Source organism: Pleurocapsa minor HA4230-MV1 (assembly GCA_019359095.1).
Classification (GTDB): domain Bacteria; phylum Cyanobacteriota; class Cyanobacteriia; order Cyanobacteriales; family Xenococcaceae; genus Waterburya; species Waterburya minor.
Genome location: JAHHHZ010000011.1, coordinates 15,207 through 38,116, shown reverse-complemented (window position 1 = coordinate 38,116; position 22,910 = coordinate 15,207). Strand labels below are relative to the sequence as shown.

Sequence of the window (22,910 nt, the reverse complement as noted above, 5' to 3'; positions counted from 1 at the left end):
AATTAATATTTAAGGAGTTATTAATGCCTAAAGTTTCAGTTGTTATCCCAGCCTATAATGCAATGGCTTATTTGCCAGAGACGATAGCGAATGTTCTCAAACAAACATATACAGATTTTGAGGTAGTGGTGATTAACGATGGCAGTACTGACAAGATCGAAGAATGGATAACTCAGGAAGTTAGCGATCGCCAAGTCAAATTAATTTCTCAAGCTAATCTGGGGGCTACAGCAGCGCGAAACACTGGAATTAGCGAATCTCAAGGAGAATATCTGGCTTTTCTCGATGCAGACGATCTGTGGGAGTCTACGAAACTAGCCAAACAAGTAGAAGTCTTAGATAGTCATCCTGAAGTAGGGTTGGTTTATACCTGGGTTACTTATATCAATGAGCAAGGAAATAGTACTGGTCGAGTAGTAAATCATCAGCAAGAAGGAGACGTGTGGCAAGAACTGACTAAAGGTAATTTAATTGAATGTGGCAGTGTGCCAATGGTTCGCCGAGAGTGTTTTGAAAAATGTGGAGTATTTGACTGTAATTTAGGTTCTTTTGTGGAAGACTGGGACATATGGCTCAGAATTGCCAATTACTATCAGTTTAAAGTAGTCAAAGAATCTCTAGTTTACTATCGACAAGTCCCTAACAGTGGCTCTAGGAACTGGCAAGCAATGGCTAAAGGCTATCAATTAGTCATTGAAAAAGCTTTTGCCACTGCTGCTTGGGAAGATTTGTTCTTAAGAAACAAAAGCTATGGCACTGCTAATTTAGTCGTGGGATGGAAAGCTTTGCAATGTCAGACAAAAGATTACCAGCAAGCTAGTTACTTCCGTTCACAAGCCCTCAGACATGATCCTTGGTTGTTCTTTTCTAAAGAATATTTTCGTTTAAGTATAGCGATAGCTTTAATGAGTTGGTTTGGTGCTAATGGTTACCAACGATTCTTATCTTTTTTCTATGCTTTACGTCGAGGTACTCGTAACGTATTTTCAGTTTCTCGATAAAATTTCGCCCTCTTAAAGTTAGCAATGACAAATCCTAAAGTTACTATTGTAGTCGGCGGTCGCTGGCACGCGATTGATTTAGCCAGAGAATTGTATCAAGCCGGTTGGTTACACCGCGTGATCACCAACTATCCGAAATTTAAAACCCGTCAATGGGGAGTCCCTGATGACAAGGTGGTGAGTTTGCCTTTAACACTAATACTTAACCGAGCTATCCCCAAAATTGGCGGTGAAAAGGTGATGAAGAAATTTCTCCCCCAAAGCTATCGTTGGTTCGCTCAGGCAGCAGTACTTTATCTAGAGGGAAGTACTTTGATTCATGTCTGGTCTTCTATGGCTGAACCGACCATTAATTGGGCAAAACAAAATGGTATTCCTGTAATTTTGGAGCGTAGTTCGGCTCATATTACAGTACAATCTCAAATTTTGGAAGAAGAATATAAGCAATTAGGATTAAAATTCGTATCAAGTGAAGTTTATCCTGAAATTGTTGCTCAAGAGTTACAAGAATATCAGTTAGCAGACCGCATTGCTGTTCCGAGCCTGTTTGCCAAACGAACTTTTTTGCAGCAGGGTTTTAATAAGACACAACTAATTCACAATCCTTTGGCAACAAGTTTAGAGACTTTTTCGCCAGGAGCAAAAGAAGATGATGTGTTTCGGGCAGTTTACGCCGGCTCGCTAGGAGTACGCAAGGGAATTCATTACCTAGTTAGGGCTTTTATTCAGGCAAATCTTCCTAACAGCGAATTGGTATTACTAGGAAAGGCAATGCCAGAAACTCCCTACTTGTTAAAAGATGCAGACGAGCGAGTCAAATGTCCTGGTCATGTTTCCGAAACGGAATTGGCTCAATATTATCGCAACAGTAGCGTCTTTGTGATGTCTAGTTTAGAAGATGGTTTTGGTATGGTACTAGCACAAGCTTTAGCCTGTGGTTTGCCGATTATCAGTACTAGTAATACAGGAGCAGAAGACCTGTTGAGAATGCAAAGTACAAACCCAATTGATTTAGGCGACCAAATTGCCGAATATCCTAGTGGTTATCTTGTACCACCAAAAGAGTATCAGGCGATCGCGTCTATCTTACGACTACTCGCAACTAATCTTGAAATTCTCAAGCAAAAACAAGAAGCTGCTTTAAATTTCGACTCTGAAGCTTTGAGTTGGTCAGCCTATGCTCAACGCAGTATGACTGCTTATCAACATTTAATAAATAGCCAAACACAATCTAAATAAAAATAAATTATGACTAAAGTTTCCGCGATCATTCCTGCATACAATGCTATGAAGTATTTGCCTGAAAGTCTCGATAGCATTTTGGCACAAACTTATCCAGATTTTGAGGTGATTATTGTTAATGATGGTAGCACCGATAACCTGTGCGAGTGGGCATCACAACTAACAGATCCTAGAGTCAAATTGATTTCTCAGGAAAATCGAGGTCTGGCAGGAGCGCGAAATACAGGCTTAAATCATGCCCAAGGACAATATATTGCCTATCTAGATGCTGATGATCTATGGGATGCTACTAAGCTTGCTAAGCAAGTAGAGGTTTTGGAGCAAAATTCTGAAGTGGGACTAGTTTATACTTGGGTAGAGCGTATCGATCAAAACGGCAAATCTCTTGGAAAACCTTTTAAAATCAATTTACAAGGTGACATTTGGGAAAAACTTACGGAGAAAAATGTAATTGCTCCTAGTAATGCCATGATTCGCCGTTCCTGTTTTGAAAAAGTGGGGATGTTCGATGCAAGTTTGCAAGCCTATGGCGAAGATTGGGATATGTGGTTGAGAATTGCAGCTTCCTATTCTGTTCGAGTCATACCAGAAACTCTCTGTTCTTATCGAGAGTGTCATACGAGTGCCTCTAAAAATTTGCAAGCATTGGCTGAAGGACAAGCAGTAGTAATAGAAAGAACCTTTGCTTCTGTTTCATCGAAATTAATTCCTCTTAAAGGAAAAAGTTATGGTTTTGCTTATCTTCATTTAGCCAGTCAATCACTACAAAGTTATCAGCCCAATTATGCGATCGCATCTAATTATCTCCAACAAGCAGTTACTTATTATCCTCAACTGAAGTTTTCTAAAGAATATTTGCGTCTCAACTTAACAGTTTGGTTAATGAATCGGTTTGGTATTAATGCTTATCACAAATTGCATTATGGATTTCGCGCTTTGCGACGTTATTTAGTCTCTATAGTTTAAATAGTTGTTTTCACCATAAAATGAAAAAAATTATACGTATAAAAAAGTTTCCTGTATTTTTCTCAATCTCGGTCATATTATTATTATGCTGCTATAGCTACAAAACTAATTATCCAGCACAAGCGAGCAACTGCATCTCAACGCTCATTTACGATATGACTCCTCCCCACGAGGGAATGCCACGTGGTGTTCCAACAGATTATGACTGGGCATCTAGTCCTCTGGTAGATACTGAAATGAACACACAAGGCTTTAAAGCTATGACCGCATGGGGACAGCTGTATGAAGATTCCACAGGGAATCCTGCCACTAACAGCCGAGTACAAATTAAAAATATTAAAGCATATATGCTCAGCAAACGAGATGGCAAATGGCATCTTTTGCAAAGCTCAAAAAAGGTTGAGGGTGCTGCATATAGAGAAGATTTTGCAGGTGATGTGAATAAACCTGCGGACATCCGTTATGAACAGGATGGTAGCGTCTCGGTCAAAACAGGTCAGGGATATAACTTCCATTTCTGGCCTCCAAATCATCGAGTGTCAATCAATCGCAAGGATATAGTTGCTATTTTTACCACTGTGCAAGCACGTCTTATAACTGGCAATCCTCAACAACCAGACGATAGATCAAAAGCTCGTTATTTACTTGGTATGGGTGGGGATTACTGGCTAAGCATGAATGCTAAGTGGGATAACTGGACTACAAATGGCGGTATAGGCGTTGGTAAATTGAAGTATGTTACGACTAATTGGCGAAATTTCAATTTAATTACGCTATCCTCCTCTGAAATTCGTCGAAATCCGCCCCCGTTGTGTGATGAAGTCATGAGTTCTGATTAAGAGTGAGTTGTGCGAAAAACATCAATTACTTTTTAGATTTTTTCCATATATTATGCCGATAATTTCTGTTATTATCCCTGCATACAATTCCGAACTTACTATTAAAGAAACAATTGAATCAGTACAAAAGCAAACTTTTACTGATTTTGAGATAATTGTCATTGATGACGGTTCTCAAGATGGTACGATCGAATTGGTTAAAAGTCTTGTCAAATTAGAACCTCGTCTGAAAATTTTCTGCTACGAAAACGCAGGAGTCGCAGTTGCTCGTAATAGAGGAATTGAGCTTGCTCAAGGAGAGTTTATATCTCTATTAGATGCCGACGATCTCTGGACTCCAAATAAGTTAGAATTGCAGCTAAAAGCTTTAAAAGATTATCCTAAAGCAGGAGTTGCCTATAGTTGGACTAACCCTATAGACGAGCAAGGCAAAATTTTGTTTTTAGGCACTCGTCCTGTTTGGGAGGGAAATGTTTATGGAGAACTATTGCAAACCAACTTCTTATCAAACGGCTCGAACATCTTAGTTCGTCGAGAGGCAATAAAATCAATTCATGGCTTTCCCACCGACTTTCCTGTAGCCTCAGATTGGGATTTTTATCTCAAATTAGCCTTTAAATGGTCTTTTGCGGTCGTACCTCAATACCAAATTTTGTATCGTCAACGTTTAAACAGTATGTCTTCTAATATTGAAGCTTTGATGCAAGAAAACTGTGCCGTACTAGAAAGAGCATATCAAATAGCACCCACAGAATTGCAATCTTATCGCAACAAAAGTTTAAAAAATTTATATTTGTATTCTGCTGAATTATATTTGAAACAAAGAAAAGATGTCAAAAGTATAAATCAAGTAGGACGAAATTTATGGATAGCAATTCGTTTTTATCCGTTCACTTTATTTAATAAAAATACTCAAAGAACTTTAATTAAATTTTGCTGGAAAAAATTACTATCAATTAAAAATTACTAATGCTAATTAACAAGCTAAAAAATTCGCTATCAAATCGATTTTTACGTAATGTTGGCTGGTTAGGTGCATCAGAACTAGTCAATCGAGTTTTTAGATTAGGTACAACAGTTACTTTAGCTCGTGTATTTAGTCCTCAAGACTATGGGTTGATGGCTGTAATTTATACTATTTTTGATTTAGTAACTGTATTTATCTTCAAAGGTGGTATTGGAGCTAAAGTTATACAAGCAGAAGAAGAGCAAGTTGCCACTATTGCTAATACTTCTTACTGGCTTAATTGGATAGTATGTATTGCTCTTTTTTTGGTTCAAAGTCTGGCAGCTTGGCCTATAGCTCAATTTTATGATAACAATCAGCTAATTTTGCCTATTTGTGTCATAGCAATTATGTATTTGGCTTATCCTTTCTTTCTAACTAACTGTGCCTTAATTGAGCGAGAAAATAGATTAAAAGTAATTGCTATGTGTACAGCAAGTCAGTCAATTGTCATTAATATTTTTACCATTATTTTCGCCCTTGTAGGCATGAAAATTTGGTCTATTGTCATACCAATGCTAATGGTAGTTCCAGTCTGGTTTATTTTTAGCTGGAAAAATCATAAGTGGCGACCGCCAAAATCTTTTAGTTTAGAAAATTGGCGAATGATAGTTAATTACGGTAAAAATTTAATTGGAGTTGAATTATTAACCAAATTACGCCTTAATTTAGATTATTTAATAGTCGGTAAATTTCTGGGAGTAGAACAACTAGGATTATATTATTTTGCTTTTAATGCAGGTTCAGGAATTACCAATAATATTGTTAATTCTTTGATGACAGCTTTATTTCCTCATCTTTGTAATGCCAGAGGTGATGGCCAAGACTTGAAGGAACGTTATTTTAAAAGCTTAAAGACTATTTCCTTAACTGTGATTCCAATTGTTATTCTTCAATCAGCTTTATCGCCGTTCTATGTACCAATCATCTTTGGTGAAAAATGGGTTAAAGCCATTCCCATTTTAATTTTAATTTGTCTTTCTGTTATACCCATGACTTTTAAGCATGCAGGTTCTTTATTATTAAATTCTATTGATCAAACTCACATATCCCTTTATTTTGACTTAATTTATACAATTATTTTTGCTCTGGCAATTTTTATTTCTGTGCAACAAGGAATATTAACCGTTGCGATTACTGTACTGGCAATTAATCTTTTATTTTCTTTAATTTTTAGTATTTATTCTAGCCAAATGACATTTACTAAAAAAGTTTAAATATTAATTAATAATAAAATTATCTAGATTAACTTTGTATATTGCCTGATCTGTCACAAGTTTTATAGATGCTTTATTTACCCTAATATTTGTTTTACCGCCAAGATAACATCCTCTACATCTTGATCTGTCAACTTAGGTGACAGTGGTAAGCTCACCGTTTGCCTTCCTATACGCATTGCATTTGGATAATCTTCTGGTTTCCAACCAAAGGTTGTTTGATAATAAGGATGTTCAGGAATACTCAAGTAATGTACTCCCAAACCAATATTTTCTGCGGTCATTGCATCGAGAAAGTTGTCGCGGCTAATTCCTGTTTTTGCTTCATCAACAAGAATAGTGAACAAATGGTAACCATGCTTAGTATTTTCTGCTGGAGTTGCGGGCAAACATAGAGGCAAATCACTGAAAGCTTGAATATATCGTTGCCAAATTGCTTCTCGTCTGTGCCAATATTTTTCTACTCTAGCTAGCTGATGAATTCCAATCGCGGCTTGAAGATCCATCATATTGTATTTGTAGCCACACTCTTCTACATAATAGTGTTTGTAGCCATCATCGCCAAATCGCTTCCAGGCATCTTTGCTCATGCCATGTAATGCTAATGTTTTGATCCGAGCAGCAGCAGATTTTTCGCGAGCTAAAATCATTCCGCCTTCCCCTGTGGTAATGTTTTTAGTCACATAAAAACTAAAAGAACCAAAATCACCAAACGTTCCCACTTTGTGGCCTTTATATTCAGTCTCAATAGCATGAGCGCAGTCTTCAATCATTTTAAGATTGTGATCTCTAACTAAAGAACACAGAGCGTCCATGTCGCAAGGTCGACCAGCAAAATGGACAGGAAGTATTACTTTTGTTCGCTCAGTTATTTTAGCTGCCACCTGTTGAGAGTCGATGTTCATGGTGAGTGGATCGACATCAGCTAATACAGGCGTACCTCCAGCATGGAGAATAGCATTGACGGTGGCGCAGAATGTTAAAGGAGTAGTAATAATTTCATCTCCAGGTTTTATTCCCGCAGCTAAAATACTCAAATGTATGGCTGCTGTACAAGAATTAACCGCAACGGCATAATCTGCTTTTTTATAATTTTGAAAATCTTGTTCAAATCTTGCTACTTTTGGGCCTGTACCCAGCCAGCCAGATGTCATACTAGCAACAACTTCTTGAATTTCTGACATTTCAATAGCAGGGGAACCAAAAACTAAAAAGTTTTCTTGAGAGCGAATTGGAGATTTACCTGGAGTGATAGATATCATATATCTTGAGCTAACAAAAATTCTACAAATAAAATACAATACAAATTGTATTTTATAATATTAATTTAACTTAAACTACAAAAAGTAATAATTTATACTTATTTAAAAATATTTAGCCTAAATAACTAAATTATTTAATTATTTAAGCTTTAGTTTTAAAAATTTATTTCTGGCGATTTATTAGTTTAGTTATTATTTTCTGAGGGTTTTGAAAATCGGCAAGATAATATTTCCAACGCGATCTCAAATTATTGCTTCCGCGATAGGAATTAACAAACTCAGGATGAGATTTGCCATTTTGAGCAACTAGAAAATAAGGCGGCTTGATATAAGGATCGTAATGCTCGATAGACATATATTCGACTACATACGCCCATCGATGATCCTGAGTAATGTTAGGAGTTGTGCTGTGGAGTGTAAAAGAGGAAAAAATTACTACATCTCCAGGTTCCGCCGTCACTAAGACAGGGTTTTGAGGTACTTCATCAGAAACAACTTCATATCCCTGGTATTGATAGGAGTAAATCTGCTTGTGTGAACCTGGCTGAAGAAGCAGCCCGCCGTTATTGGCGTTTGATTCGGTTAAAGCAATCCATAATTGATAGTGAGGGTCTTTTAATTTACTATAGTTATTGTCCTGATGCCAAGGAAAAGTAGCTGAACCTGGCCCTTTGGCCACAGCTTGATCCCAGCGAACCCAGATATCTGGGCCAATTATAATTTTTAGAAGGTCGATAATTTTTTGTTGACTAATAAATTGCTGAATTTTCTGGCTCTGAAAAAAAACACTACTTTTAAAAGTCATTGAGCCTTTAGTTAGATCATCATTTTGATATCTTCTTTGAGCATCTTTGATATCTTGGAGTAAAATCTGCATTTCTTCAGCAGAAAAAAGACCTTTACAGACAAAAAAACCGTCTTGGTTAAATGCTGTTTTTATTTCTTTTTCATTCATAGATATAAAATATTGTTTAAAATTTTGAGTTTTACTAAATATGGTCTCTCAAAAATTTTTTGCTTACAAGCTAACTAATTAACTATACTTAAGTTAAATTTAATTATTACAAATAATGACATTATTTATAATAGGATAAAACTTATTACAATTGATAAATTTATCAAATATTTTACTTTTGCTGCTTTCTAACACCTAAATATCATTATTTATGATTAAACAGCTTGCCGCGATCGCTATTAGTAAATCTAACTTTAAACCCTATGGTGAGTTGATTACTCCCGATCCTGATGGCAAGGTTTTCGATCAAAATGACGCAGTCTTAAAGCTACAAAACGGCATTCCTCGCTTTTATATTATGCATTTAAAGCGCAGAGGAAGAACTTTTGCTCAAATCACTCGCCATCATAGCTGTACCCAGTGTTTAGGTTCGTTAAACGGCAAAGATTGGTTTATGGCAGTATGTCCGCCATCAGATGCAGCTGAGCCAGATCTTAATCTTTTAAAGGCGTTTCATATTTCAGGAGATTGTTTTATTAAGCTAGAGGTAGGCACCTGGCACGCGGGCCCATATTTTGATCATGAAGCAATAAACTTTTATAATTTAGAATTGAGTGATACCAACATAGTCGATCACTTCACCTATGATTTTGCCACCAGACAAAACATCGAGTTTGAAATCATTGATACTTAACAGACAATAGCTAACAAACTCGAACAAAGCTAATAAGCCCTAACAGATGAAAGAATTAGCGATCGCCACCTACGGTTTGACTAAAAGATTTGAAGGTTATATTGCAGTTAACGAAATCGATCTACAAATTAAAGCTGGCGAGGTATATGGTTTAATTGGGCCTAATGGTGCAGGCAAGACAACGTTAATGAGAATGCTGGCAACGGCAGAAGAACCCACCAAAGGCGAAATTTATCTCCATGGCGATCGCCTCTTGCGGGATGATTCTAACCCTGTCTTAAAGCAGCGTATTGGTTACCTTCCCGACGATTTCCCTCTCTACGACGATCTAACCGTTTGGGATTATCTAGATTATTTTGCTCGACTATATTTATTAAAACAGCCAAAACGCGATCTTCGTATTTACGAGGTATTGGAATTAGTCCAGTTGGAAAATAAGCGTCAAAGTATTATTTCCACTCTCTCACGAGGTATGAAGCAGCGTTTAAGTCTGGCTAGAACGATTATTCACGAACCAATCTTGTTGCTTTTAGATGAACCCGTTTCTGGTTTAGACCCCATCGCCAGACAGCAGTTTCGGCAGATTATCAAAGTTTTACAGGAAGCGGGAATGACTATTCTGATTTCGTCCCATGTTTTGAGTGATTTAGCCGAACTCTGTACTTCAGTGGGGATAATGGAGTTGGGCTTTTTAGTCGAAAGTACTTCTTTAGCCGAACTATATCAAAGGTTATCTCGTCAACAAATTACTCTAGCTACTTTGGGTAAGATGGAGATATTGCAACAGAAACTGAATCAAAATCCTTTAATCAATACTTGGGAGATGATCGCGGATAATCGTCTTAAGATTGATTTTAAGGGAGGAGAATCAGACTGTGCAGAACTATTGCGATCGCTTGTCCTGGCGGATATTCCCCTAACCGAATTTCATCAAAGCCAAGAAGATCTCGAGTCGATCTTTCTCAAACTAGGACATCAACAGACTTCTTAGATAAACCAAGATTATGAAACAAAACATCAGACTGTTTAGCACCCCAAGTTTTCTCTGGTCAAAGCTTTTAGACAGTAATCCACAGTTGTTTCGCGAGATTCAAGGCAAGCTCAAAACCAGAAATGTAGTAATGGCTGCGGCGATCGCTGTAATCGCTCAGTTCATGGCAGTTGTTTTTCTCTTAGGGCAACTGCCAGATCTGAAACTAGAATGGACTCAATGTGGTCGCTATGGCATGGCTATAGTCTATCAGGAGTATAGCAATCAAGTTTGTTATGCTCAAAATGAGGCTGGCAATTGGGTCATTAATTGGCAGCTATGGTGGCTAGATTTATTTATTATTCTCAGTATTACTAGTATTTTCGCTTTACTGGTAGTTGGTACTTATTTACTGATTGCAGACACGGTTCAGGAAGAATCAAGAGGCACGCTTAACTTTATTCGTCTCACCCCTCAATCGGCTGGCAGTGTTTTACTCGGCAAAATTTTGGGTGTACCAATCTTAGTTTATACGGCGATCGCTCTATTATTACCTTTACATCTAGTGGCAGGATTACAGTCACACATTCCCTTAACTTTAATTCTGGCTTTCGATCTGACAGTCGTGGCTAGCTGTGCTTTTTTTTATTGCCTGGGGTTGCTGTGGAGTTTACTTGATTTTGGCTTATCTGGCTTCAAACCCTGGTTTGCTAGTGGTTTACTCGGATTTTTGCTCATGTTCTCAACCGCAATACTGTTTGGCGAAGACGTGAGATTAGACCATTTTTTAGCCTGGACTTTAATGTTTCATCCAGGCATAGTTTTAACCTATTTAATCGATGCTAGTCATTTGCGCTTCGGCACCATCAATTTCCTGTCTACGGACAATTTAGCAGAATTATCATTTTATGGACAAGCTTTATGGACAAAGACTGCTGTGGGGATCGGCTTGATTTTGGCGAACTTTAGTTTGTGGACATATTGGTGTTGGGCAGTCTTAAAACGTCGCTTTCATAATCCTGAGAAGACTATCCTCAGTAAAGTTCATAGTTATTGGCTGACTGCTTGGTTTGCCCTGATATCTCTGGGTTTTACACTTCAAACCGAGGCTTCTAATCTGACTGGCGATCTGTCTGACGATACCTATCTCATCAGTAACAACTTTATTTTCCTCCAGGTTTGTTTAAGCTTGTTTGGGTTGGGATTAATTTTTGCCTTAAGTCCTCACCGTCAAACTTTATACGATTGGGCGAGGTATCGTCATCAAAATCAAGGTAATTCCCTCTGGAAAGAACTAGTGCTGGGGGAAAACAGCCCTTCAACAATTGCCATGGCAATTAATTTAGCGATCGCCATTACCTTTATTTCCCCTTCAATTTTTCTGCTGCTGCCTCAAAGCCATCAGTATGTTTTTTGGGGATTGGTTCTGAGCGCGACAAATATTTTACTTTATGCTGTCATTGCTCAATTTCTCCTAACCATCAAAACCCGTAAAAGAGCCGTCTGGTCAATAGTTACCGTGGTATCAATGATCATCTTACCGCCAGTATGTTTAGGAATTGCCCAGCTGACAATCACAACAATTCCTCAAGTTTGGCTATTGAGCTTTGTTCCTCTTGCTGCTACAAAATATGTTTCTTTCGGGGGTATAACCTTGGCTATTTTGGGGCAATGGTTAGCTATTTCGGTAATAGGTTTACAGATGACTCGTAAATTAAAGCAAGCAGGAGCATCATCAACCAAAATCCTCATGAGTCGAGTTAATGCCTTGAGTGATTAATTGTTAGTGAATACTCTTATTCGATCAGATCTAGAGCGATCGCTTTTCTAAAAGGCGATCGCTTTTATTTTAATTTTTGATTATTTTTCAATTTTAATCTTCTCTTAAACCACATATGCTTTGATCGATTGGTCTATGTCAGCTAGATCAACTTCAACCAATGACTCTGATTTGAATTGCTTACCAGCTTAGTCCATAGATAATCTCAGATTAGAAATCATTCGTAGCATCTCAATATGACTTTAACTTGGACGACCTTTGCATTTCGTCTGCTGATAGGATTTTTCTTGGCGGTAGGTATTGGAATTGAAAGACAGTGGCTTAAAAAAAGAGCTGTATTAAAAACAAATGTGCTGGTAACTTTGGGTTCGGCAATGTTTACCATGCTCTCGATTATGACTCCTGGTGATGCCAGCCCTACCAGAATTGCAGCCCAAATAGTGTCTGGAGTTGGTTTTTTAGGTGGTGGCGTGATTTTGCGCGATGGAGGAACTGTCAAAGGACTTAATACCGCAGCAACTATCTGGTGTGCTGCGGCAATAGGCGCTTTGGTAGGTTCGGGTTTTTTAGTGCCGGCATATTTATCTACTGTTGCAATAATCGGCGCTAATTTACTCTCAAAACCATTAGAAGAAGTTTTTAAACAGCAGCGAAATAACAATCCTCAATCTTTGTCTCCAGATAACGTAAAACTGATCAATGGAGAAGTGACGATAAATAAAGCTGATTTAGCCCTTAAGCACAATAATCAGCATAATTATGAATATTGCTGTTACCTAATTTGCTTGTCGGCAACTGAAGCCGAAGTTTTTGAGATAATTGGCCAATTTGCCCGAAAACACAATTTAACTTTAATTGGAATACAAAGCAAAAATGCCCTCAATAAAACTCAATCAGGGGAAGTAGAAGTTGAAATTAAATTTAATTTTACAACTCAAGGTAATGAGTTAGGTTTATCTGACTCTCAAGAAATTATTAGACTGCTGAAAACTGAAGCTAAAGTTAATTCAGTTATTTGGGAATTATTATCAATATAAATTTTAAGTTAAGAAATTCTCGACTGTTTAAAGCTATTGTGCTATTATGACGCTTATATTGAGCTTTTATTTTGAGCATTATGCTCTCGATCTTAATAAACTTATGATTTATTTTATAATTTATTACAATTTTAAAATTAGCTCAGTAATTTTAAGTAGGTACTAACAACTTATTAAAATCGAGAAAATTAGGTAAATCAAGCTCGATCATTAATCTTTCAATAGAAATAGTATCTACGTAAAATTACAAAAACAAAATAAACTTAATAAAAATTGCTTTAGGGGAAATTGCGGTTGTTTCTTAAGTACATTTAGGGGTAAATTTAAAAAATTAATCTAGCTGTAATAAACTTTAGATAGTTTCTTAACTAAAAGTAGTGAAGTTAATAAAGTTTACGGTTTAAATTTGTCAACACAAGTTGCATATTATCCTTATCAGACAGCATTTTTAAGCTTAAAAAATAAAGTGTCTATGTAATTGTTTTAAATTTAAAATAGTTGCTTTTTAATGTTCTTCTTGCCATTATCTTATGATGTTTAATCAACCAATAAATATTAATCAACGATACTTTTTGCTTATTTTATATGCTGTTATTTTATGCGTTTTTGGGCCTACAGTTTATTGGATTACCCATCGAGAATCTCCGACTACCGTGCCAGGAGGCAAAAATGCCATTGAGAAAAGAGTTAGTTTAGGCGATAAAATATTAGTTACTGCCCATAGTAATTCAGCAAAGCAAGAAGGAGTTATTGCATTTGATCGAGGAGATTATGTTGCTGCTCAAGAAGATTTTAGCTCGGCTTTAAAAAGCGATCGCAATGATCCCGAAACTCGAATTTATTTGAGTAACACCATAGCAGCAAAAACTAAAAATCCTTATCGAATTGGGGTAAGTGTTCCCATCGGCGGAGATTTGGGAGTAGCCGAAGAGATTTTGCGGGGTGTAGCTCAAAATCAAACGGAAATTAACAATAATGGTGGGATCAACGGTAAACTATTGATGTTGGAGATTGCCAACGATGACAATAGTCCTGAGCTTGCTCGCGAAATTGCCAATGTCTTTGTTAAGGATAAAAAAATCTCAGCTGTGGTCGGACATGTAGGCAGTGATGCTTCCATTGCTGCTGCTCCCATCTACGAAACAGCGGGGGTAGTTATGGTTACCCCAAGCAGTTCGGCAGAGGCTTTATCGACAATCGGCAATCATATTTTCCGTACTATTCCTAGTACCAGAGATTTGGCTGATAGCCTAGCTAATTATGCAGTAAATACGGCGGGTAAGACCAATATTGCTATTTGTGTCGATTCTGATGCAGAGGCTAGTGTTTCGTTTAAAGAGAATTTTACCTGGGCCGTATACGATTACGGTGCGAAGGTCAATTCTGTCAACTGCGATCTTTCTGCTGCCAATTTCAACCCCACTGACATTCCTTCCCAAGCTATTAGTAGTGGTGCAGATGCTTTATTACTGGCACCTTCGGTACGCAAGGTAGACAAGGCACTAGACATAGCAGCAGCCAATGACGATCGTTTAACTCTGTTGGGTAATCATTCTTTGAATACCTATCCAACTCTTAAACAAGGACAAAATGATGTCAATGGTATGGTGTTAACTGTACCTTGGTATCCCCCCCAAGCAAAAAATAGCTTTACCGAAAATGCCGAAAAACTATGGGGAGGTTCCGTTAATTGGCGTACGGCAATGGCTTATGATGCTACCAAAACGATCTCGACGGGGATGGCTTCCAGTCAAAAAAGAGAGCAATTGCAGCAAGTGTTAGCTAATCCCGAATTTACTGCTCAAGGAGCAACTACAGATATTAGCTTTTTACCTTCAGGCGATCGCAATTTAAAAGGAACTATGATTAAAATTCAGCCAGGAAACAAGTCGGGAACAGGTTATGACTTTGTCCCTTTGGACGAAAACGATCTTCTTTCGACTAAATCAAACCCGTCAACTGCCACCACCAGCCCCCAATCACAGTCCAAATAAATAAATAAGCCAGGCTGAGAATAAATCCCAGTCTGCACCAAGTACCAGCATCAACATATCCTGCGCCAAAATAAATTGGCGCAACCGCAGTTCCATAATGAGTTAAGCAACCCGATAGGCTAACTAAAAAAGCCAAAACCAAGGCAGAATAGGTCGGTGACACCCCTAAAGAAATCGCCACAGATAAGAAGGCAGGATAAGTCGTATTAGCAAGGGCTGCTTTACTGGCAAAAAAGTAGCCGCTGTAAAAATAAACTATGATTAAGCAGGCAAAAGCTGCTTGCCACCATAAGTGTTTAATGGCACTGCCAACTTCATTGGTTGCCCAATCAAACAAACCAAACTCGCTTAAGAAAGTCGCCATCATTAACAAAATAGAAAACCAAATAAATATATCCCAGGTTTTTTGTTCCTGGATAATATCTTTCCAAGTTAATACTCCAGCAACTAACAGCAAAACAATTCCCAACAAACCCGTAGTAACGCTTTCTATGCCCCAAAGTTGCTTACCACATCCCCAAAGTAACAGCACCACTAAAAATATTCCCACCATTGACCATTCTTGCTGATTGAGTTTGCCCATGGCACGTAGCTTTGCTTGGGCTAGTTTCGGAGCTTCTGGAGTAGATTTAAGTTCTGGAGGATAAAACCAAAAAACTATCAAAGGCATAACTAACAAGCTAAGGAATCCAGGTACTGAAGCAGCCCAAGCCCAAGTTAGCCAATCTAATTCTACACCTGCAATTTTTTCTGCTAATTCTGCCATTAATGGGTTGGCTACCATCGCTGTTAAAAACAACGAAGTCGTAATTTGAGTTCCTTGAAAAGAAGTTGTCATTAAGAAAGCACCGATTTTACGTTCAGTACCATCTCGAGGATCGCTATCATAAGATGTCGATAAAGATTTTACAATCGGAAAAATCACCCCACCACCTCGAGAATTTCCGCTAGGCATTGCAGTAGATAGGATTACATCCGTCATTAATAGACCGTAACTTACTAGCAAAGTATTTTTGCCAAATAGAGTGATAAATATATAGGCAATGCGTGTGCCTAAACCAGTTTTAATAATTGCTCTGGCAACAAGATAAGAACTAACAGTCAACCATACAGTTTTATCACTAAAGCCACTTAATCCTTGCTCAAGAGTTAAAGTATTGCTAAGAACGCAGAGGGTTAAAGCAATCATTGATACAGCGCCGATAGGCATCGGTTTAGTGATAAAGCTGATGACAGTTGCCAAAAAAATAGCCAACAAATGCCATGCTTGTCGATCTACTCCCGTAGGAGCGGGTAGATACCAAATAATACTGCCAACCAGCAACGGCAAAAACCAAGATTTATTAATCCTTTGTGCAATCTTCGTTAATCCTAGTCGGCGACAAGTCAACCAGATCAGACTAGGTAAAATAAAGATTAAATATTTAACTGGAGAATGCTGCTTAAGTTGGAATGAATAATTGACAACAGACGATTGATGACTACTTATGTTTTTTTTGTTTTTTAAACTCGTTACAATTTTTGTCACTACTTCAATTTTTCAACTCTCTATTTACCTTAGCTGCTCAAATCTGTTAGCTACCATATCATTGACTAAGAGCTAATGGATTAACTTGAAGTAGCTGATTCAATAATGAATTAGGCATTTGATTAGGCATCTGATTTTTCTTAATAATTACACTTTCACGAAGAACTTCTTCTGTTAAGCTACAGCTGCTAGAATCGCTATCTAAGGTAAGAATGTGAGATTTTCCTTTAGAGTTCAAACTATAGATTTGAGCTAACTGCAATAGCCCACTCAAACTTTTAAGAATCGGTGTTTCCAAGTTAGCGATTTCTGCCATTTCGACTGGAGCCGTAATTAAACTGACTTCCCCTAGTTTATGCTGAGCAAAATCTTGAGCCAGAGAAGGAAGATGACTCTGGCTACCTGGAGTTTTAATATAAGCATAAATTTTTGCTTCTGTTGGTAATTCTGCTAAAGGGATGCCATAACAACTAAAAATATGACGCATCTCAGCAATCACAGTCTTAATTAAACTATTGATCGAAGAATTAGCAGTCAACTCAGCAATAACTTTACCTGTCAACGCCGAAAAAACATTGGTAGTCAGATTAATAGCCAATTTATTGCATACCGCAATGCGTATTTCATTAGTGTAGCTAGCTTTGATTCCCGATTGGGAAAATAGATTGCACAGATATTGAATTATTTCTTGCTGTTGATAATTACCATCTTTTTTAGTTGAACCTAAGATTAACTGAGGTATTTTTCTGACAATTATTTTTCCTTCTAAAGTTCTTTGGCAGGGTGCTTTAACTACACAGCCAATAGATCTAAATTGATTTAGGTTTTGATACAATTTGCCATTGGGATCGACAGTATTTAAGTGACGAGAATTTAAGTCATTAAATATATTTTTACTCAGAGAAGTTAGATAGCGATCGCAATTAAACCACCAGTAGGGTATCCCATTTTGAGCATGAATTAATATTGTTTCTGGAGTAGAGTGTGCATGAATATAAGAGATAACTTCGGTTAAGTAATTGCTTTTAAGAGCAACAATAATTATGTCGAACTTTTGCTTTAGATCCGTTGACGTATCGACAAATCTGACTTGAGGATGCAGAGCAGAAATCCACAAACTTTCTCCGTTAGCATAGTATAGGTGCAAACCTTGTTTTTTGATTGTTTGAGTGTAACTACTATTTGGTTTGCCCGCAAAGGTAATTTTCAACCCAGCTTTAACTAAAGCAGCACCCATCAAAGCACCAATAGATCCAACACCAATGATTAAAATATTCTTCATGAGTTAAATTTTTGAAGCTTGTTCCCAATAATTGTTGGCGATCGCCAATGAACCTTGAAAATTGTCAATCTTGATTGACTTATTTTTAGCAATGGTTTGAAACCAATTATTAACTTGTACTTGATTTTTTAAATGGAATAAGGCGATCGCATAAGCAAGAAAAGGATTTACTACCATCAATTCTGTTGTTTCTAGTTCTGCTAAACTTGGTAGATAGGCTTGCTCTGGAGCCGATAATAACTCTAAATATAAAGGAATTAGTTCTTTGATATGCTGCTGAGATTTAATTGGGAAAATATTTAAGCTAACTGCTTCTCCTATAGTTAAAGGATTTATGGCGTTACTATTATTTGCCTTACGTACCATCGGACGATTTTTGTCTCTAAGATCCCAAATCTTTGACTCTATTTTTGACAAGCCAGTTAAATTTATTTTTGATTCTAGACCCAATTTTTTCAGAGTATTCTCAAGCGCGATTTCTGGTTTGTATCTGAGCAATACCAAGTCTAAAATAGCTATTTTTTTGCTATTATTAGATATCCTAGATATTTTAGATATTTCTTTTTTGACTTGATAAAAATTACTAACTAATGCCTTCCAAGCGACCTGATTACAGCTGATAGTTGTTCCTTCCCACTCAGCAGACAAAACAGAAGTTTCAGTAATTTGCGCCTTACTCATGACAAAATCTCGGTTTTCTTGGAATTTCCCTTCTCCTTGAAAAACTTTATCAGTCATAGCTGATAACCAAGACATATATTGAATATGCGGTTCTCGAATGGTAAATAAAAACTTGTCAGGAATCTCTAACCATCTTTGCCAAATGCAAGGTTGAAAAAAACCAGCTAATTCTTTAATAATTACTGTGATTTTTTGTTTAGTTTGCAAGTATTGATTAATTTGTTTAACAATCAAACCACAAGCTGAATCGTAAATATCAGCATCAAAATCTAGCTTTGTAGCTCGAAACCGTCCTCCAGCTTTTTGCAATATTCCACGAAAAGGTTGATGGATAGTTAAATCAGCTAATTGACTCAAAACAATCTCAGCGATTGTTGAACCACTTCTAGCCGTACCATGAATATAAATAATTGAAACCCGATTACTTGTAATAAGTTTCCTTAATTCCAATTCCCGTGACAAACTACTACAGTTCTCAAATGGTCGTGTAGATAACATGTTAATAATTTAATTGGTTAATACTTCTGTAAGCAGCCAAAACTCTTAGCAGACTAATCAAAAGTTTTGCTAATAAGCGAATAGAGATGAGTCTATAGAACCTAGATTAAAATTTGATTAAGCGGTTTAAATCAGATCTTAATCATGGTTTATGAAAACACAATTGAAAAAATATTGCAATAGCCAAAAACTTCAGCAGAAAAATACTTGCTCGGTTTATTTGGAGGCGGTGAAGTAAAAGGATAAGGAAATGGATCAACATCTCCAGCGATCGCCCTAGCAAAATTTAAGTTACTATTAACCGATTTTTTGGCACGAGAAGTTTATATATTAATTCTATAACCTTAATTTTTTTTAAAATTATTTAAGGCAATTAAACAGGAGCGTTCTTATGCACAAGGATACATTGGAACAGTGGCAGCATGACCATGATTTTTCAGTCAATCACGATCGCGCTGAAAAAAATACCACGACAGTAATGTGGCTGACAGCCGTAACGATGGTGTTGGAAATTGGCGCGGGAAGTTTCTTCGGTTCAATGGCTTTGCTTGCTGACGGTTGGCACATGGCAACTCATGTAGCAGCGTTTGGGATTGCCGTGTTTGCTTACCGCTATGCTCGTCGTCATGCTCATAACCCTAGGTATACCTTTGGTACAGGAAAAGTCACTATTCTTGGTGGTTATACCAGTGCTGTTGTTTTAGGGGTAACGGCTTTGACTATTGCCATTGAATCAATAACTCGCTTTGTTCAACCTGTTACTATTCAATTTAATCAAGCGATCGTCATCGCTATTTTAGGTTTACTGGTAAATTTGGTCAGTGCTTGGTTGTTGCAAGACGATCATCACCATGACCATCATCATCATGACCATCATCATGACCACGATCGCAACCTCAAAGCTGCTTATATTCATGTGGTTACAGATGCATTAACTTCTATTTTGGCAATTATTGCTCTATTTGCTGGCAAGTATTTAGGCTGGATTTGGTTAGATGCAGCTATGGGATTAGTCGGTGCGGGAGTTATCTTTAAATGGGCTTACGATTTAGTTAGAGATAGTGGTGCTATTTTGCTCGATGGGTCGATTGATAAGCAGACGAAGTTAGATATCATGACGGCGATCGAAGCTGATGCTGATAATCGAATTACCGATCTGCACGTTTGGTATATCGGGGAAAATCGTTGGTCTGCGACTATTTCTCTAATTACCCATTTTCCGCGATCGCCCGAATATTATAAAAATTTGCTTCAGGGTATACCTTTTCTTACTCATATATTGGTAGAAGTTAATCAATGTCATGGGGAACCTTGTGCCACTTCAAAATCGAATCAGTTATAAACTAATTATAATTATCAAATTTAAAGTGGGAACACTTGGTTAAAGTTATGACACAGTTTCTGATAGTTATTGTTTCAGCTGATATATCCCCTAAAAATGGAAATACCTATGAGTTATGATCCAAATGTTGCAGGCTTAAAAGGAGTATCTGAAACTCTCTTGACAACACTTTATTTAAGAAGTCTAGAAACCAAAAGGCAAGACGGAATTATTAAAGATGATCATTCAGTTGAAATAGTAAAAAGAATTAATTATAATTTTGCCGAAAATAATTCTCAGTTTAGCCAAGCTCTTATTGCAATTAGAACTGAGATTATAGACGAGCTAGTCAAAAATTTTATCAATCAAAATCCTGATGCCACAATTGTCAATCTGGGAACAGGCTTATGTACTAGATTTTTTCGCGTAGATAATGGCTCAATTAATTGGTTTTGTATTGATTTACCAGAAGTCAAACTTGTTTGGGATAATTTAATTAATAAATCCGAACGACTTCACTATTTAAGTTATTCTGCTTTAGACTTTAACTGGATCCAAAATGTCAAAGAAATAGCCTCAGATAAAATACTAATTATTGCTGAAGGGTTGTTGATGTATTTTTCAGAACTGGAAGTAAAACAATTATTTAACGCTATTAAACATAACTTCGTTCAATCAGAAATAATATTTGATTCATTAGGCATATTTTTAGCCCAAAACAGCAGACTTAACTCAGGAAAACTAAACATAGATGCCTCCTACAGGTGGGGTATAAAAAATTTAAAGGAAATAGAAACCTGGGAGGAGGGAATTAAACTGCTCGATCAATGGCATTATCTTGACAAACATAAAAATCGCTTGGGATTAATGGGTTGGCTAAGTTATATTCCCACGATCAGACGTCAAGTAAAAATAGGTCACTTTCAATTGTAAGTCTCGCGCCAAGACACAAAGACGCAAAGAAGCAAAGACGTAAGCAAATTGGACAAGTTTGCTAGCTCTTTCAAAGTTCTTGACGATTTTTCTTTATACTGGCACTTGCAATGATAAAAATATAAATAGCAAAAAAGTGATTTTGGAGGAGCAATAAAAATTTTGAAACGTCGTGACATATTGCGGTTAGCAGGTTTGGGAGGATTAGGTTTAGTTTTAAGCAGTCATAACCTACCTGTTTGGGGAAATACATCTAAGGATGTCCCTCAAGTATCTGATTCTTCATTTCGCTTTGTCGCTTTAGCAGATGTGGGAACGGGAAACCTTGGACAATTAGCGATCGCTGATGTGATGAATAACTATTATCAAAAACATCCTTTCAAGCTAGTATTACTGGCTGGAGATAATATTTACGACAAGGGAGAAATAGAAAGGGTTGGGGCAACCTTCGGTAGACCATATCGTTATCTTCGGCAACAAGAAGTTCCTTTCTATGCTGTTTTAGGCAACCACGACATAATAACTAACAATGGTGTAGATCAAGTCAATTATTCAGCATTTAATATGCAGGGTCGTTACTACACATTTACCCAAGGTATTGTGCAATTTTTTGCTCTTGATACCAATGAAAATGCTGACTGGTCAAATCAGCTTAGTTGGCTTGACCAAGAACTAGCCAAATCGAAGGCTACCTGGAAAATCGTTTTTGGACATCATCCCCTCTATTCCTCTGGTATGCATGGCAGTAGTCCTGAACTAATTGAGCTGCTATCACCTATGTTTGCCAAATATAGCGTTCGACTGTATATCAATGGTCATGACCACAACTATGAGCGTACCGAGCCGATTGAAGGAACAACATATTTAACCTGCGGTGCTGGGGCAACAATCCGTCCTGTAGGAGAGTCTGATTGGACTGCTCATTCAGCAGCAAGATTGAGTTTTGCCACCATCGATGTTAAGCCAAACCATTTAGGAATTCAAGGGATTGGTAAAGATGGAGAAGTATTTGATTTCGGTAAGATAATTAACGCCTAGATTTCTTCTCGAAGACTTGGGGACTTAGGGAATTGGGGACTTAGGGAATTGGGGAATTGGAGACTTAGAGATTTTAATCTAATCCAAATCGACGCGATCGTAGAGTTCATCTAAACTAATCTCAAACTCAAAGGAATTAAAGACAATCTTGGCATTCTGTCCTGCATATTCCGACAATACCCATTGATTAGCATTATTCTTGGTAAATTTCTCCACCTGCATCGCTGTCTGACTGATTAAAATATATTCTTTAAAACTGGGAATAGTGCGATACATCCTAAATTTATCACCGCGATCGTATTTTTCCGTAGAATCTGAGAGAATTTCGGCGATCGCAATAGGATTAGTAATCGTGTCCTGTCTATTTTCAGCAAATATTAAAGGAGTTTCAGCTACCATTACATCGGGATAAGTATACAAAGAGCGATCGGGAATGATCAAACGCAAATCGCTCATAAAAACTCGATATGGCTTCTTGCGTAAATTGTAATTTATGGCGCTAGTTAAATTAATTGCCAGTTGATTATGATTTGGTTTGCCGCCTGCCATTGGTATTATTTGACCATCAAGGTATTCGCTTCTGTATTCAGCAGTAGTTTCTAGTTCTAAATATTCTTCTGGGGAATAATAGGTTTTAGTAGGAACTTGCATGATCTTTGCTTGTTA

Annotated in this window: 20 protein-coding genes; 14 read left to right on the top strand and 6 right to left on the bottom strand. The window is 37.3% G+C overall.

Features of this window, described 5'->3' with window-relative positions; all coding sequences use genetic code 11:
• Positions 1-23: 23 nt before the first annotated feature.
• From KME09_02600 to KME09_02575, 6 genes are read left to right on the top strand one after another with little or no spacing between them, the layout of a single operon-like run.
• A complete protein-coding gene (locus KME09_02600; protein ID MBW4532803.1) occupies positions 24-1,001 on the top strand; it encodes a glycosyltransferase family 2 protein in 978 nt (325 codons plus the stop codon).
• Between the two features lie 24 nt (positions 1,002-1,025).
• Positions 1,026-2,240, top strand: coding sequence for a glycosyltransferase family 4 protein (locus KME09_02595; GenBank protein MBW4532802.1), 1,215 nt, complete (start codon positions 1,026-1,028; stop codon positions 2,238-2,240).
• Positions 2,241-2,249: 9 nt separating this feature from the next.
• Positions 2,250-3,209 carry a glycosyltransferase family 2 protein gene (locus KME09_02590; GenBank protein MBW4532801.1) on the top strand — a complete coding sequence of 320 codons (960 nt, stop codon included), beginning with the start codon at positions 2,250-2,252 and terminating at the stop codon, positions 3,207-3,209.
• A 20-nt stretch (positions 3,210-3,229) separates the two neighbouring features.
• Entirely contained in the window at positions 3,230-4,048 is an 819-nt protein-coding gene (locus tag KME09_02585; protein MBW4532800.1) for a hypothetical protein, read from the top strand.
• A gap of 52 nt (positions 4,049-4,100) precedes the next feature.
• Positions 4,101-5,018, top strand: coding sequence for a glycosyltransferase (locus KME09_02580; GenBank protein MBW4532799.1), 918 nt, complete (start codon positions 4,101-4,103; stop codon positions 5,016-5,018).
• Positions 5,018-6,271, top strand: coding sequence for a lipopolysaccharide biosynthesis protein (locus KME09_02575; GenBank protein ID MBW4532798.1), 1,254 nt, complete (start codon positions 5,018-5,020; stop codon positions 6,269-6,271). Before KME09_02580 ends, KME09_02575 begins: the two co-directional genes overlap by 1 nt.
• A gap of 77 nt (positions 6,272-6,348) precedes the next feature.
• Here KME09_02575 and KME09_02570 read toward each other — a convergent pair whose 3' ends face one another.
• A complete protein-coding gene (locus KME09_02570) occupies positions 6,349-7,533 on the bottom strand; it encodes a DegT/DnrJ/EryC1/StrS family aminotransferase (GenBank protein MBW4532797.1) in 1,185 nt (394 codons plus the stop codon).
• Positions 7,534-7,696: 163 nt separating this feature from the next.
• Complete coding sequence (locus tag KME09_02565; GenBank protein ID MBW4532796.1) at positions 7,697-8,488, bottom strand: phytanoyl-CoA dioxygenase family protein; 792 nt, start codon at positions 8,486-8,488, stop codon at positions 7,697-7,699.
• A gap of 211 nt (positions 8,489-8,699) precedes the next feature.
• Between KME09_02565 and KME09_02560 the strand changes: the two genes are divergently transcribed.
• The 5 genes from KME09_02560 (at position 8,700) to KME09_02540 (ending at position 14,963) form a co-directional block, all read left to right on the top strand.
• On the top strand, positions 8,700-9,182 hold the full coding sequence (locus KME09_02560; protein ID MBW4532795.1) for an ureidoglycolate lyase: 483 nt from the start codon (positions 8,700-8,702) through the stop codon (positions 9,180-9,182).
• 46 nt (positions 9,183-9,228) lie between these two features.
• Positions 9,229-10,173 carry an ABC transporter ATP-binding protein gene (locus KME09_02555; GenBank protein ID MBW4532794.1) on the top strand — a complete coding sequence of 315 codons (945 nt, stop codon included), beginning with the start codon at positions 9,229-9,231 and terminating at the stop codon, positions 10,171-10,173.
• A gap of 13 nt (positions 10,174-10,186) precedes the next feature.
• Entirely contained in the window at positions 10,187-11,932 is a 1,746-nt protein-coding gene (locus tag KME09_02550) for a hypothetical protein (protein MBW4532793.1), read from the top strand.
• Between the two features lie 236 nt (positions 11,933-12,168).
• Positions 12,169-12,969, top strand: coding sequence for an MgtC/SapB family protein (locus tag KME09_02545; GenBank protein MBW4532792.1), 801 nt, complete (start codon positions 12,169-12,171; stop codon positions 12,967-12,969).
• Between the two features lie 533 nt (positions 12,970-13,502).
• Positions 13,503-14,963 (top strand): ABC transporter substrate-binding protein, encoded by a 1,461-nt coding sequence (locus tag KME09_02540; GenBank protein MBW4532791.1) that lies wholly within the window; start codon positions 13,503-13,505, stop codon positions 14,961-14,963.
• On the opposite strand, the gene KME09_02535 is transcribed toward KME09_02540, so the two are convergent.
• From KME09_02535 to KME09_02525, 3 genes are read right to left on the bottom strand one after another with little or no spacing between them, the layout of a single operon-like run.
• The gene (locus tag KME09_02535) at positions 14,911-16,500 is read right to left on the bottom strand and encodes an anion permease (protein MBW4532790.1); all 1,590 of its coding nucleotides are present in this window, start codon (positions 16,498-16,500) and stop codon (positions 14,911-14,913) included. The two genes, KME09_02540 and KME09_02535, sit on opposite strands and share 53 nt — an antisense overlap.
• A 49-nt stretch (positions 16,501-16,549) precedes the next feature.
• Positions 16,550-17,773: an NAD(P)-binding domain-containing protein gene (locus KME09_02530; GenBank protein ID MBW4532789.1), complete on the bottom strand. Its 1,224-nt coding sequence runs from the start codon at positions 17,771-17,773 to the stop codon at positions 16,550-16,552.
• Between the two features lie 3 nt (positions 17,774-17,776).
• The gene (locus tag KME09_02525; GenBank protein MBW4532788.1) at positions 17,777-18,952 is read right to left on the bottom strand and encodes a hypothetical protein; all 1,176 of its coding nucleotides are present in this window, start codon (positions 18,950-18,952) and stop codon (positions 17,777-17,779) included.
• 391 nt (positions 18,953-19,343) lie between these two features.
• On the opposite strand from KME09_02525, the gene dmeF reads away from it, so the two are divergent.
• The 3 genes from dmeF to KME09_02510 all read left to right on the top strand — a co-directional run bounded on the left by dmeF (position 19,344) and on the right by KME09_02510 (position 22,244).
• Positions 19,344-20,294, top strand: a complete 951-nt coding sequence (dmeF, locus tag KME09_02520) for a CDF family Co(II)/Ni(II) efflux transporter DmeF (protein MBW4532787.1) — start codon at positions 19,344-19,346, stop codon at positions 20,292-20,294.
• A 96-nt stretch (positions 20,295-20,390) separates the two neighbouring features.
• Positions 20,391-21,206, top strand: a complete 816-nt coding sequence (locus tag KME09_02515) for a class I SAM-dependent methyltransferase (protein ID MBW4532786.1) — start codon at positions 20,391-20,393, stop codon at positions 21,204-21,206.
• Positions 21,207-21,368: 162 nt separating this feature from the next.
• A complete protein-coding gene (locus KME09_02510; protein ID MBW4532785.1) occupies positions 21,369-22,244 on the top strand; it encodes a metallophosphoesterase in 876 nt (291 codons plus the stop codon).
• Between the two features lie 78 nt (positions 22,245-22,322).
• Here the strand turns inward: KME09_02510 and KME09_02505 are convergent, their stop codons facing one another.
• Entirely contained in the window at positions 22,323-22,895 is a 573-nt protein-coding gene (locus tag KME09_02505; protein MBW4532784.1) for a Uma2 family endonuclease, read from the bottom strand.
• Positions 22,896-22,910: the final 15 nt, after the last annotated feature.